This window comes from Oscillospiraceae bacterium, assembly GCA_009780275.1.
Taxonomy (GTDB): domain Bacteria; phylum Bacillota; class Clostridia; order Oscillospirales; family UBA929; genus WRAI01.
In genome coordinates, this window is the sequence record WRAI01000023.1 from 1 (window position 1) to 14,057 (window position 14,057).

13 protein-coding genes and 2 pseudogenes are annotated in these 14,057 nt (G+C 46.2%); 11 read left to right on the forward strand and 4 right to left on the reverse strand.

Going from position 1 to position 14,057, the window contains the following annotated elements:
- On the forward strand, nucleotides 1-276 hold a 276-nt coding region (locus tag FWE06_07520; GenBank protein ID MCL2547022.1), incomplete at its 5' end, for a DUF6273 domain-containing protein.
- Between the two features lie 112 nt (nucleotides 277-388).
- On the opposite strand, the gene FWE06_07525 is transcribed toward FWE06_07520, so the two are convergent.
- Nucleotides 389-793 (reverse strand): putative toxin-antitoxin system toxin component, PIN family, encoded by a 405-nt coding sequence (locus FWE06_07525; protein ID MCL2547023.1) that lies wholly within the window; start codon nucleotides 791-793, stop codon nucleotides 389-391.
- Nucleotides 777-1,052, reverse strand: a complete 276-nt coding sequence (locus tag FWE06_07530; GenBank protein MCL2547024.1) for an AbrB/MazE/SpoVT family DNA-binding domain-containing protein — start codon at nucleotides 1,050-1,052, stop codon at nucleotides 777-779. The genes FWE06_07525 and FWE06_07530 overlap by 17 nt, the downstream gene beginning before the upstream one ends.
- A gap of 165 nt (nucleotides 1,053-1,217) precedes the next feature.
- On the opposite strand from FWE06_07530, the gene FWE06_07535 reads away from it, so the two are divergent.
- From FWE06_07535 to FWE06_07570, 8 genes and pseudogenes are all read left to right on the forward strand, one after another.
- Nucleotides 1,218-4,772 carry a Cna B-type domain-containing protein gene (locus tag FWE06_07535; protein ID MCL2547025.1) on the forward strand — a complete coding sequence of 1,185 codons (3,555 nt, stop codon included), beginning with the start codon at nucleotides 1,218-1,220 and terminating at the stop codon, nucleotides 4,770-4,772.
- A gap of 437 nt (nucleotides 4,773-5,209) precedes the next feature.
- Nucleotides 5,210-5,371, forward strand: a pseudogene (locus tag FWE06_07540) (transposase).
- A 108-nt stretch (nucleotides 5,372-5,479) separates the two neighbouring features.
- Nucleotides 5,480-6,145 carry an HD domain-containing protein gene (locus FWE06_07545; protein ID MCL2547026.1) on the forward strand — a complete coding sequence of 222 codons (666 nt, stop codon included), beginning with the start codon at nucleotides 5,480-5,482 and terminating at the stop codon, nucleotides 6,143-6,145.
- 382 nt (nucleotides 6,146-6,527) lie between these two features.
- Nucleotides 6,528-6,950 (forward strand): sigma-70 family RNA polymerase sigma factor, encoded by a 423-nt coding sequence (locus FWE06_07550; protein MCL2547027.1) that lies wholly within the window; start codon nucleotides 6,528-6,530, stop codon nucleotides 6,948-6,950.
- 134 nt (nucleotides 6,951-7,084) lie between these two features.
- The gene (locus FWE06_07555) at nucleotides 7,085-7,441 is read left to right on the forward strand and encodes a type II toxin-antitoxin system PemK/MazF family toxin (GenBank protein ID MCL2547028.1); all 357 of its coding nucleotides are present in this window, start codon (nucleotides 7,085-7,087) and stop codon (nucleotides 7,439-7,441) included.
- Nucleotides 7,442-7,732: 291 nt separating this feature from the next.
- Nucleotides 7,733-7,924 (forward strand): hypothetical protein, encoded by a 192-nt coding sequence (locus tag FWE06_07560; GenBank protein ID MCL2547029.1) that lies wholly within the window; start codon nucleotides 7,733-7,735, stop codon nucleotides 7,922-7,924.
- 106 nt (nucleotides 7,925-8,030) lie between these two features.
- Entirely contained in the window at nucleotides 8,031-9,659 is a 1,629-nt protein-coding gene (locus tag FWE06_07565; protein ID MCL2547030.1) for a recombinase family protein, read from the forward strand.
- Nucleotides 9,656-11,293 carry a recombinase family protein gene (locus FWE06_07570; GenBank protein MCL2547031.1) on the forward strand — a complete coding sequence of 546 codons (1,638 nt, stop codon included), beginning with the start codon at nucleotides 9,656-9,658 and terminating at the stop codon, nucleotides 11,291-11,293. Before FWE06_07565 ends, FWE06_07570 begins: the two co-directional genes overlap by 4 nt.
- A 58-nt stretch (nucleotides 11,294-11,351) precedes the next feature.
- Here FWE06_07570 and FWE06_07575 read toward each other — a convergent pair.
- Nucleotides 11,352-11,459, reverse strand: a pseudogene (locus tag FWE06_07575) (carboxypeptidase regulatory-like domain-containing protein).
- A 229-nt stretch (nucleotides 11,460-11,688) separates the two neighbouring features.
- Nucleotides 11,689-11,985, reverse strand: a complete 297-nt coding sequence (locus FWE06_07580) for a hypothetical protein (GenBank protein ID MCL2547032.1) — start codon at nucleotides 11,983-11,985, stop codon at nucleotides 11,689-11,691.
- A gap of 353 nt (nucleotides 11,986-12,338) precedes the next feature.
- On the opposite strand from FWE06_07580, the gene FWE06_07585 reads away from it, so the two are divergent.
- Both FWE06_07585 and FWE06_07590 read left to right on the forward strand, forming a co-directional pair.
- Nucleotides 12,339-13,745, forward strand: coding sequence for a MobA/MobL family protein (locus tag FWE06_07585; GenBank protein MCL2547033.1), 1,407 nt, complete (start codon nucleotides 12,339-12,341; stop codon nucleotides 13,743-13,745).
- 30 nt (nucleotides 13,746-13,775) lie between these two features.
- Nucleotides 13,776-14,048, forward strand: a complete 273-nt coding sequence (locus FWE06_07590; protein ID MCL2547034.1) for a hypothetical protein — start codon at nucleotides 13,776-13,778, stop codon at nucleotides 14,046-14,048.
- Nucleotides 14,049-14,057: the final 9 nt, after the last annotated feature.

The following is a 14,057-nucleotide window of genomic DNA, read 5'->3' on the forward strand; positions in this document are numbered from 1 at the left end:
CAAATGGGTCAACAACCCGACATGCTGTGGAATGCCAATATGGTCACAAACGGCATGGCTCTTACCACCGCGTACGCACAAAGCAAGGGTGCTTACACTCACTTGGGTGCTGCTCCTTGGCGTACGGGTAACGGCGGTTGGTGGACTCGCTCGGCCGGGCGTACCTCTACGGTTGCGAGCAACGTGACTACGTATGGCTCTACGTCTGCGGACCATTCCGTTGCGCATGCCATCAGGGGTCCTCGTCCCGCTTTGTGGGTCGATCTTGACGCTTAATTTTTGCACATAAAATTAAAAAGCATTACTCAGGTGCCTCGGCTTACGAGGTCGGGGCGCCTCATGCAAAAGCCCCCTGCCATAGCGGCAGGGGGCGGGGGGGATGGGCTGGTTAGGCAAGGTATTTGGTGATGAAATCAGCGGGCTTTAGGATTTCAGGGCGTTCAAGCCCGAGGTTATTAAAATCATTATCGCCTGTAATCAAGACATCTACATCAGCGGTAATGGCTGAGTAAAGCACCTTTTCATCTGACGGATCGCGGATTTGAAACAAGTCGTGTTTTGGCAGTTTGCGCGGCGTAAACTCTGTTTCATATGGTAACTTAAATAAGAGATTATCCATTATTGCAGCTTTACCCGGAAATTTTTCTTTTACCACGCGAGTAATTTCATCAACAACGTAAGACGACAACACAAGTGTATATCGCTCACAAATACAATCCAGCATTTTGCCAAGAGATTTACTGCCAAAAACCGCGATAGAAATTAAGATGTTGCTGTCAACCGTCACTCGCATTTTCTTCCTCCCACATTTGCCGGCGAACCTCTTTCACAAGAGCAACAACATCTTCTTCGGTTTTCAGCCCCAAGCGTTCCGCTTCGCCCTCAAAGGCTTTTTGTACTTCCTCAATGGCAAGCCTAACGGGATTCACAACTGTAAATCCGTCTTCGCTTTCGATAAACGCAACCTTGCCACCCTCTTTGAGATTCAATTTGCGGCGCAGCCCTATCGGCAATGTGATTTGCCCTTTAGATGTAATTTTTGCAAGTTCCATAATAGTACCTCCTAAATGAATTCATGGTATTCCTTACTTATTATACGCTATAATTTCAAATTATGCAATAGCTAAACAGAAATGTTGTTTCATGCCCCAAAATACTTTGAGCCATGCAAGAGCATTTCACACAAATTCTAAACATACCAAAAGGAGCAAGTCATTATGGTAGCAGCTATCAAAGGAAAGAAAATAAACATACATAAAGCGGTATCGGTACTGATGGCTGTTGTTATGATCATATCCGCGCTCATGGTGGTTACATTGGCATGGACGTCCAGCCAGCACAGGCTCAACGTCCTCGCCGGCGGCGAGATAGAGCGCACCGTCACGCTGCAAAAGGTAGAAGTGGACGCAAACGGTGAGGTGGTTGTGCCGAATAATCCGGTCGCAAACGCGGTGTTCGCGCTGTACCGCATAAACGACGATGGCACCGAGACCCGCATCGGCACGAAGTTCACCACCGATGTGGACGGCCGCATTGTTATCCCGAATATCGAACCTGGCAACTATGTGTGGGTGGAAATCAGTCCGCCTCGCGGTTGGGATTTTGATATAGACGAAAATGGCGACCCTATTACACGGTATTATTTCACCGTTCGGCAGGATGACGTCAATATAACCGTACACGCCTTCAACCGCAGAATGACGGGCGATTTGACCGTCACCAAAACGGTGGAGAACGAAAACGGCGGCAACTTAACCCAAGAGCAGCGCGACCAAGCGTTTGAGTTCACCGTCAGATTCTACAACCTACCCGACCATACCGTCACCATTACGATGAACGGCGACGAGGTGCAAATATCCCCCGACGATAACGAAATCACATTCACGCTGCGGCACGGCGAGTCGATGGTGTTTGAGGGTATCCCCACCGGCGTTGACTACGTCGTCACCGAGCAGCCTGTAGATGGATTCAGAGTACAGAGCAACAACCATCAAGGCACAATCACCGACGATGACCGTATGATAATCGTGGACTTTACCAACATCGCGCAGTTCGGCGAGATGACCGTTACCAAGACGGTCGTTGGCAATGGCGCGGATTTAGACAAAGAATTCGAGTTTACCGTCACCTTCCACAATCTGCCCAATGAGCTTATCACCATTATGATGAACGGCAATCCCGTGCAAGTGTCGGCGACCGATAACGAGCGCACATTCACACTGGCTCACGGTGAGGCTATGGTTATCGGCGATTTGCCATTCGGCACGACGTTTACGGTAGTCGAGGGCGATTACACCGCGTATGGCTACATCACTTCGCCACCGGGCGGGCATGACGGCACAGTAAACAGCGGCAATCAAACCTTCCCGTTTGTCAATACCTATGATGATGAATCAGACGACCCCGGCCATTTGCTGGTTCGCAAAACCACCAAAGGCGATGACGCCGACTTGACAAAAGCGTTTGCGTTTACCGTCACATTCGGCAATCTGCCGGCAGCGCCCGTAACCATTCTGATGAACGGCACACCTGTGACGCTATCCGATACAAACTACGCGTTTAACTTCACGCTGGCACACAATGAAACCATGCTCTTTGAGAATATCCCGGCGGGCGTGACGTTTACAGTAGAGGAAGAGCCGCATGAGGATTATTTCAAATCTATCCGCGTCGGCACAGGTGTCATCAACGAGGGCGTGAACATCATCGGCGACTTGACCATCGCCCCGGATTACACGATAGAGGTTGAATTCATCAACGAGCGGCGCGACCCGCCAATGGGCGAGATTGTCGTCACCAAAATCGTCGAGGGCGATATGCCCGACCCCGACCAGCGATTCCGGTTTAGGTTAGTGGTGGGACAAGGTGTCTTAGACGAGCCGCTTGTATTTGAGTTTGATCTTGCGGCGGGCGAGAGCAGCGAAGTCTTTACCGCACCCGTAGACCTACCATATATCATCACCGAGATTATCCCCTTGCCCGACGGATTTTCACTCATTTGGGTGGAGAGAGGTCAAGGCACTACGATTGAGGGCAGGATAACGGCCGAGTTCACCAACCGCTTTGACGGCGAATGGCTGATTGACATCGAGGGCGAGAAAACATGGGTAAATCCCGATGGTGTAGAATTGCCCGAATATATCACAGTTCGTCTGATGGACGGCGATAGAGTAGTAGCCGAAGTTGAAGTCAGACCCGACGCGAACGGCGAGTGGCATTTCATTTTTGAAAACCTCCCGAAATACGACGCCGACGGCAACGAGATCGAGTATACCGTTGTGGAAGTCCCCATCGACGGCTGGATTGCAAGCTATTGCGATTGTTGCGGTTTTGACATCGTCAACACAGAACTCCCGCCGTATGACCCGTCTGTATTCGTAGAAAAAATCATTGTCGGCGGTGGGTGGCCGGCAGACGCGGAGTTCCGGTTTGTCTTAACCGGCTTAGACGGCGCACCTATGCCCCATGACCTGCCCGGCGACACAGCGATCGTAACCGTCACCGGCGAAGGCATCGGCGAATTCAGCGACATTACGTTCAGGCGACCCGGTACGTTTGTCTACACAATCCATGAGGTCGACACAGCACAAGATGGATTTACCTACGATACGGCGCTTTGGACGGTTACGTTTGTACTGGCTATCAATGACGACGGCGAGTTGTATGTACAATCCACAACCTACGCGAGAAATGGCGCAGCTATTGATGAAGAAATAGCTACATTTACCAACGAATTTGAGTCGGATTACACCGAAGTCCGCGTGACAAAGGTGTGGAACGACAACAACAACCCCAACCGCCCGACCAGCGTACAAGTGCAGCTTCTCCGCAACGGCGTTGCCTACGGCGAACTCGTCACCCTCAACGCCGCCAACAACTGGACGCATCTGTGGACAGGGCTGGAAAGAGGGCCGGTGTGGACGGTATATGAGCCTAACGTTCCCGCAGGTTACACCAAGTCTATCTCCGGTGACGCGGTAAACGGATGGATTATCACCAATACGAGAGAAGATGTGCCGCCAACCACCTCAGTGTCTGTCAGAAAAGTATGGAATGACGACAATAATCCGAACCGACCGACGAGCGTACAAGTGCAGCTTCGCAGAAACGGCGTGGCGCACGGCAATCTTGTCACGCTCAACGCCGCCAACAACTGGCAATTCACATGGACGGGGCTTGAAGTCGGGCCGACATGGACGGTGTACGAACCAAACGTTCCCGCAGGCTATACCAAGTCTATATCCGGCAACGCCACGAGCGGATTTACCATTACCAACACGCTGGAGCGCACACCGCCGCCGGGGAGGGTAATTGTAGAAGGGCGTAAATACTGGAATCATCTGAACAACCCTGTGCAAAATCGTCCTACGTCTATCACTGTGTTTATCTACGCAAACGGTGAGCTGTACAGAACATTCCTGTTGACGGCAGAAAACCATTGGAGGTTCTCATTTGAACTTGCGAAGTATGATTCGAATGGTAACGAAATCGTCTACACGGTGAATGAAGCGCGAATCTATGACTACACCAAACGCATTGATGGTTGGAATATCCACAATAGATTCCATCCCGGCACACATACCGATTTGCCGTATATACCGTATGACCCGCAGCCGCCGCTCGGCGACAGCCCGCAGACCGGCGATAGTCGCAACCTTGGGTTATGGCTCTCGTTGATGATTGGCAGTGCGTCCGTATTGACCACGATGTTGGTTATCGGCGCAAAGAAAAATCGCAGATTTGTCTATGAGGGGCAGTATCTGAAAAAGTAAATGCAGATTGGTAAAATAGAATAAGTAAAGTAGACAGTGCCGCACAAGGGCATTTACTAAACAGTAAATGGCGGACTGTAACCTAAATCTTAGCGTGTCTGAGATCAGTGTTACGGTTCGCCATTTATTTTTGACTCTTTTTTGATATGTCCTCCTGCTGTCGGCGGGGGTTCATATATACAAATTCCCATCCCTTTGGGAAGCTGGAGCAAAGCGGCCGGTTAGGTTAGGGTCTTTTCCGGCCGTATTGCTCACTTTGTAAAACAGTTATGTATTGGAGGTATATGAAAATAACTATTATGGGACACAGCCAACAGAGCGCTGTTTTAGCTAATGTTTTAGGCTATGAATGTGATGTAATGGTAGCTACGAAGATAACGACAGAGCAATACCAAAAAATAGAACCTTGTTTTCCGAGATTCCGGAAAACACCAACGATGAATAACATTGAGGTACTCAATGCATTGCTGTACGTGCTTGAACGTGGTTGTAAATGGAGAGCGTTACCGCCTGAATTCGGGAATTGGCACACAGTTTACACGCGATTGAGCCGCTGGGCAAAGTCCGGTGTGCTGCAAGAGGTCTTTATGTGTTTACAAGACATGGGTGTGATTCATAGTAAAATGCGAATTATGTCGTTGGATTGGCCGGCGTGAAAGTTATAATCAAATACACTAAAAAAACAGTTTATAAGAGGAGGGTTTGAAATGAAACAACATTATTTTGTTAAGAAAAAAGAAGAACACCACATGAATGTGATTATGCACAATGGCTATGATGCCTTACACGCCATATTTAACCATCTGCCGGAGCATATCATCCGGCACAGCCGGCGTGTAGCTGTTTTAGCGGCTGTTTTAGCGGCATATGTGCCGGAGGAGCAGCTACCGGAAGAAATAGATATGAAAACTTACCATATAGCGTTATCTTATGCGGGGCGCTACCATGAGATCGGCATTTACCTTGCGCGCAATGACATTAAACAGCGCCCCGTTATGGCAGAAAAGGTGTTGAACGAGTATTGGAACATGGATTTTGCACCGCAGTTTAATGAGATTGTTTTTGAGGCTGTGCGTGGTTGCCATGAGCGATTCGACGGTACGGGCTACCCGAATAAACTTCACGGCGATGAAATCCCTTTGTCTGCTCAGTTGGTCGGACTTGCCGATATGTTGGACGATATGGTTCATTACAGGAGCGGGAGATTTTCGCATGGCAACATCGCGCGCCGTGCCATGCAAGCTGCGAAAATACTGGAAAAGAAAGAAGATCTATTCGGGCCAAAAGCGATGGCGTGTTTTGAGCAAGTGCAGGATGAAATCTTTGCACTGTATTTGAATTACCACTGGGAGTATGAACATAGTTTTGCGTAGACAGTTTGAAAAAAGGATGAAATAAATGCACGAAAGAGCTTTTGTGTTTGTCGCATGGATTTATCAGCGTTACGGGCGTGTCGGGAGTTTCGTTTCTTTGTTGGTAGTCCTCGCCATTCTCGCGCTGCTACTCTACCTTTTGAATAGGCTGCCGGAGTCAAACAAGGTCGTTATATGGTCGAAGTGCAACTCGTGCAAGTATAAGCGAAAGCGCAGAGATTATCACAATACAGTGGTTTTAGATTGTCCGTGTTATGAGAAGCCATGTTGGAATCAGTTAAGGTCACCGGCATGCCCGCGAAAAGGTTATGAGGCGTGTATCGTGTGTGTTGAATCTAATCCGTTAGTTGTTATAAAGCGTGAAGACATTAGAGGTTAATTTGTGGTATTTGGTTTTTCGGGTTTTTGCGAGCCTTGCTTTTCTCCAAATACCACAGTTAATACATACGGGCTTGTGTTTTTGGTTTCACAAGCCGCTCAGTACAGCACGGACGGTATCCGATCCAAATTATTGAATAGTGACCTTGACACAGAAGAAACACTTGGGGAAGAAATGATACCGTCGGGGCGAATTTCAAACCCTGTTGAGCAAGCGGTGATGGAGCGGCTTTTGATTGAACAACTTTATGCCGCTATCGCAAGGCTCGATGAGTATGAGCGTGAACTGATTGCCGAACTCTACTTTGCGGACAAGTCCCAATCACAGTTAAGTAAGGAGACCGGAATATCACAGCAGCTCATCAGTTATCGAGCGAAGCAGACGATAAAAAAATTGCGGTTTTTGCTTGATGAAAAACTTTTTTGAAGTTTTTTAAGTAAATCTTTTGTAGATGCCCGAAATTCTTGCCTATAAGCAGTAGGGGGGGAATTCCCCGACAAACGGCGGCAGACTCTTTGAGTCTGCCGCCGTACTTATTTTTAAGAAATGAGGATGCTCAAATGATAAATACAATCAAACGTGGCGAGATTTACTACGCCGACCTAAACCCTGTCTTTGGATCGGAGCAAGGCGACACACGCCCTGTGCTGATTACGCAGAACGATATAGGCAACAAGCACAGCCCTACGCTTGTGGTTGTTCCGCTCACAACGAAAGTGAAAAAGAATATGATGCCCACTCATGTACTCATCCCACAGTCATGCGGACTGGAAATTGATTCGCTGGCTTTGACTGAGCAAATACGTACCATCGACCGCTCACGCCTCGGTAGTTATATTGGACGAATTGGCGCAGAGGAACAAGCTGCTATCGACAAAGCACTGGCTGTTAGTATTGGATTGGGTAGTGGTGTATGAACAAGGAGAAAATTTGGACACTCACCCTATGTCCGCGTTGCATATCCGATTTTGAAAAAGCCGGTTACACTCTCGTTAAACATGAATGGAAGGAAACCGCGGAGGCTTGTGAGTTTTGCCAAGTCGGCCGCGGTTTTGATTATGATGTGTATAGTGAAGACGGGAGGGGTTGTCCATGAGTTTTGCGCATAACTATGAAAAAAGTACAACCTATCACCGTCTACTCACGGAGCGTGCTTCATATAAATCATACTGGAAGATTGCAAATAAACGGTGATAAGGAGTATGCTCATGAATTTGATAAATCGGCAGATGCCAATGCCGCTTACAACTTATTACGAGAAAAAAATAGGCAGAACCATATACCGCATAACAACTGAATACAGCGGAAAAATTGACTTCGCTACGGCATTGGAGGAGTTGACAGTCCGAAAAATCCTTCGCGACGAGAAGGGAAGGCGGGAGCAAAATGCAAGCAAATAAAATTTTCGGCAAAAGAGGCTGCACTTTTCTGAAAAGCGCGCTATAATTAAAATGTAAATCGTTTCGTCAGCCTTGTGTTTTGCCTAATATTACGGAGGGTTTGATAATGGCAAAACAAAAACGCTACAAGGTTGGCATCTATGTCCGCCTTAGTAAAGAGGACGACAGAGCTGGAGAAAGTGTTTCAATCGAAAACCAAAAACTCATGCTCGAAAAATACGCGGAAGAAAAGGGGTGGAATGTTTACGAAATATATCAGGACGATGGGTTTAGTGGTACAAACCAAAATCGTCCGGCGTTTCAAAAAATGATTGTCGATGTAAAAGACGGCATCATTAACACGATCCTTATTAAAGACTTGTCACGGCTTGGAAGAAATTATTTGGAAGTTGGCAATCTTGCCGAAATATTCCTGCCCGAACACGGCTGTGAGTTGATTTCGCTAAACGAAAAATTAGATGATATGATGGTGTTCCGCAACTGGTTCAACGAACAGCACTCTAAGACTACAAGCACCAAAGTAAAGGCGGCAAAACGAATTTCGGCATCAAGTGGAAAATTCACGGGAACATATGCGCCGTATGGCTACCAAAAAGACCCGAACAACCGCCACCAGCTCGTCGTCGATGAGAACACCGCACCTGTTGTTCGCCGGATTTTTTCGATGAGAGCAGCAGGCACGGGGTTTCGAGCCATCGCCATGCACCTCAATGACGACGGAATTTCAACGCCGCGCGAAGTGTATTACAAAAACAAAGGAGAGAAAAACCCAACCAAAACCAGCCGCTTGTGGGGGCAAACTACCGTGCAAGACATTGCAAAAAACGAAGTGTACATCGGCAATTTGGTCGCCTGTAAATATGGCACATTGTCATACAAAAACCAAAAGCAAGTAAGAAAAGACCGTGACGAATGGGTACGTGTCGAAGGCACACACGAACCATTGGTTGACCTTGATTTATGGGAGCGTGTGCAAGAGTTCACTCACAAAAAATATCGTCCGAGTCGCAGAACAGATGGCGGAACAAACCTCTTTACAGGCTTGCTATATTGTTCCGATTGCGATTTCAAGCATCGCGGGAACGTAGAACGGCGCAAACGTAAAGACGGCAGCGAATATAAGCACGTTTCGTATATGTGCAGCACTTACGGGCGTAGCGGTAAAGCGGCCTGTACCATACATTCGATTGGCGAGAATGTGCTTATGGATTTGGTTGTTGCACATCTTCAAGGTTATGCTGAAAGGATAGAGTTTAACGAGGAGCGTATGCTTAGTGCGATATTAGCCGGGCAGACAAATAACAATTATTCCTCTGTCTATCTAAGCGAATTGGATGCTCACCTCAAGCAACTTGACAAACTCGACACGCTTATTGAAAGTTTGTATGAGGATAAAATATCGGGACTTGTCCCCGACAGTTTTTTCAAACGGCAAGTTCAGAAATACGAGCAGGAACGAGTTGAACGTTCAAAATCGGTTGCTATTCTCGAACATCGTGTAAGCAGAATTAAACCACTTGAAAATGGCGCTGAAAAATGGATGAGCATGGTTAGAGAATATGCAAGACTCGAAACACTCGACCCTGAAATGCTGAATTTGCTTATTGACCGCATTATCGTTGGAGAAACACAAATTATAAACGGTAGTCGTGAGTGCGACATTCGCATTGTCTATAACTACGTTGGTGACATTGATCGTCTAAGCCTATTGCCGCCACAGGCGGTGAACGCATGAAAATCTACAAAGTGGGCAAGTATATTCGTCTGTCAAATGAAAGCAAAGGCTATCACAAAAGCGGCGAAGATTCTGTCAGCATCGAAAATCAAGAAGCAATGCTTTCAAAGTTTATCGGCATGATGCCGGACTGGATTGAAACACGAACCTATGTAGACGACGGCGCAAGCGGCGCAAATTTCAACCGTCAAGGCTTTTTAGATATGATGGAAGATGTGCGTGCCGGAGTGATTAACCTTGTCATTGTAAAAGACCTCTCGCGCTTCGGGCGTAACTACCTCGAAGCCGGGCGCTATTTAGAGGAAGAACTCCCTGCGCTTGGTTGCCGTTTTGTCAGTTTGTCTGATGGCATTGACACCGAAAACGGCGAGAACGACATTATGCCATTCCTAAATGCCGTAAATGATTTTTATGTGCGCGATGTCCGCCGCCGAATCAAGTCTGTGATGACGGCAAAAGCAAAAGAGGGTCATAAACTTTCGGGAACTACGCCGTATGGCTATGACATCAATCCAAAGGAACGTCATCGTCTAATCATTGACAGTTACGCTTCCAATGTGGTTCGCAAAATGTTTGAACTAAGAGCGACCGGCATGGGGTATTCAAAAGTAGCAGGTGAACTGAACAAGGAAAACATCCTACCGCCAAGATTGTACTACTTCAAACGGCAAGAGCGCGAAACAACAGCCATCATCACCGCTATTTGGACATCCCGCACGGTGAAACTGATGCTGAACAACGAAGTATATATCGGACATACTGTTTCGCTCAAACGCGGCACTCGTTCTTATCGTGACAGTCGGGAATATAAACGCGACGAGAATGAGTGGATAAGAGTTGAAAACACTCACTCTGCCATCATTGACATCGAATTATGGGACAAGGTGCAAGCGCTTAATAATGCTGTAAAAGCAAATGCGGCAAATGCAAGTGAACCAAAGCAAAGCCTATTTTCGGGATTGGTTGTCTGCTCGGATTGTTGTACAAAGATGGGTTATATCAAGCGGCAAGAGGTGAAGAAAGATGGTCGAATAGCCGCCTTTGGTGCATATGGCTGTCGTACCTACACTCGAAGTGGCGGCACAGCCTGCTCCACGCACAGGATTTTGGAGAAAAATCTAAAAGTCATCGTACTATCGCAAATCAGCGAAATGGCACAGCAAATCAAGATAGATGAAAGCGGCATTGCAAAACAGCTCATGGAACGTCTTGTCGGCGATCAAAAAACGGACACATCTGCCGTGATAAGAGAAGTACGCAAATTAGAGCAACAACTCTATGTACTCGACAATCAAATTGAAGTTTTGTATGACGATAGATTCGATGAGCGCATCACCAACGCCGAGTTTGCCGAAAGAGCAAGTCGAATCGAAGCAAGTCGCGCGATTGCCGAAAGCAGATTTGAACTACTGAACCAATCCATTGAGGAAGTCAAAGACAAGCATTTTGATATTAGCAGATGGACTTCCTTGATAAAAGAAAAATCCACCGCTTTGGAGGTGGACAGAGAATTACTCGAAGCCTTGATTGAGAAAATTGAGATAGGTGAGCGAGTGGTAACAGATGGGGGGACAACGCAAGATATAAGGATTTTTTACAGACACGTCGGATGTATTACAACGCCTTCTCTATAAACGAATGTATATCAATGTGACGGCTTACGAAAGCATATTTTCTCAACGTACAGATGTATGTAAAAACACGATTGAGCGTAAACGATAAAATCGCCAAAATGTTCGCCCGCAAGGTCTGTTCCGGCCATGTGGCGTAAATCTCGCTGCTTGCTACGTTTGTCATATATACAAAACGCCCAAACAGCGTTGAAAGTGCCTGTCAATAAGAGAATTATATCATATTTTCAATGAAAATGTCAAATGAAATATAAACCACACTTCGCCTTTCCCCTTAGATACGAAACCACAAAAAAGCACAGCCTGTCATAGGGTGGCGTAGCCATTCATCTTGACCCTTGACAGTAGCTGTGTCTTTTTTGTTAGAATATCGAAACAGGGAAAGGGATAGTATCACCTTAATTCGGAATACCGTCATTGCGTTGTAACTTGCCGTCATTCCTCGCCGTTCCGTTTTCGCCGTCAATCGCTTGTAATAATTTTGCGATTTCCTTTATTCGCTCCTCAAACTCTGTTGGCTCGAACCCCTCACAATTCAAATATTTTTCAGCCACTGCGCCGTTTTGTATCAAACGGCGTGTTCGTGATTTACGTTCCTTTTCTTTTATTCGAGCAACAACAGTCTGCTCTTGCTTTTTCATCGTCGCTATTTTTTCTCGTATATTTTGCAATCGTTTTTCGTCCTTTTCGTCCATAAGATTTCCCCTCCCAGTTGTCATCGTTCACCATAGCACTACATTTTCAATATATGCACTTGGCATATAAAATGTGCTATGGCGAACATCACTTTTGCGCCCATCATTTTAGCAAACTTACGTCTGCTAAAATTGCCGAAAATTTATAGCCGTGCCATAAATCTTCGACTGCGCAAAAGTCTGAAAAGCGCACTTATACGTTCTAACGAACGTGTGCGCCACTTGGCGTGGAGCTTGCAAATTCGCTCACGCTCCTTTGCCCTTAATAAAAATCGCTCGCACGTTTTACACGGTGCGAGCATATTTTATTAAGGAATCGCACTATCGTGTAGTGCGGAAAGGCGAGGGGCGTTATGGCAATTTATCATCTTCACGCACAGATAATCAAGCGGAGCGCAGGGCGTTCATCGGTTGCCGCTGCTGCATATCGTGCAGGCGAAAAATTGCATAACGAATATGACGGAATAACGCACGACTATACCCGTAAATCGGGTGTTGTACATTCCGAGATTATGCTACCTCAAAATGCACCGAAAGAATTTCAAAACCGCCCCATTCTTTGGAATGCCGTTGAGAAATCCGAAAAGCGCAAGGATTCGCAAACGGCACGAGAAATAGACATTGCCTTGCCTGTCGAATTTGATTTACAAGAACAAATCGAGCTTGTCCGTGACTATATCAAAGACAATTTCGTTGATAAAGGAATGTGCGCTGATTTTGCTATTCACGACAAGCAAGACGGCAACCCCCATGCGCATATAATGCTAACTACTCGTGAAGTTTCCGCAAAAGGCTTTGAGGGCAAAAATCGAGATTGGAACAAGACGGAGCTTTTAGAGCAATGGCGTGAGAGTTGGGCTGACATTTGCAATGAGCGGTTGCAAGAAAAAGGACTTGACGAGCGGATAGACCATCGCACATTAAAAGCACAAGGCATTGACCGAGAGCCAACAATCCATATTGGCGCAATAGCGAAGGCTATGGAAAAGGCAGGGCGTGATAGTGACCGTGTTAGAGAGTATCAAGAAATCGTATCACAAAACAAAACAGCAAAACCCCAAATCACAGCGGAATATATGCACGAGTTAAAACAGGGGCATTTCATCCTTGATAAAGAAATCAATGCCATAAAACAAAAATCCGCCGAAACACGGCGAGAAATTCAGTCTTTGCGATTTAAGAGCGAAAGAATAACCGAGCGAGCGCAAAATATCGAAGTCTTGAAAAAGCGAATTGCGGATTTGAAATCCGAGCGACAACAAACAGGGCTTTTCAAAAGCAAAGGATTTTACGATAGCCAAATACAACAGATTGAAAATTCGTTTAATCAAGCGACAAACACTTTCAAGCGTGAATTTTATGTTATTCCCGAAGAAGCGACCGCCGAAGCAAAACGGCTTGAATACAAGGCAAAAGATATGGAGCGTTCAAGCGAGCGGTTACAAGACAGGCTTGCTCCGCTTGTGGCTGAAAAAGACATTTTTGCGTTTGAATATCAAAGGCAAAAGTTATTTGCGGAAGTTGCCCATGATGGGCAGAAGATTAAAGATGACTTGATAGGGCTTGATAAAAAGCATTTGCAAAGTCTAACGCCAAAAGAAAAACTTGCATACACCCAAAGCGAACGATTGCTTGAAATGATAAACGAGCGGAGTTTTCAACGGATTTTAGACGAAGTTGCGCCCGAACAGGCGTATAAATTGATTAAACTGCGTGAGCGTGAAAGGGCAAGGGAGTATGAAAGGGTTTGGTATAGGTAGGGTTTTGATAGTTATGTGGCGAAATATAGTTTGAGAAAGAGAAAGGAATCAGATATGGTGTTTGGAAATCCGTTTATGTATAGGTATTTGGAGTATCAAAAAAAATACAAAAATATAAATCCTGACAGAGAAAGCATGAGAAAACTCCTTTTAGAAGTGAAAGAAATGGGTTCTCATAAAAGAGGATTCGCACTTGTTGAACTCCGAAAAGCGTGGAACAGAGCAACAAATGAAATGCCTCGGCAAGAGCAAAAAAAGCTACTTAATGAAATCAAAAGTGATTTTCCAAATATGAGTTTCTAAGTTTATTTT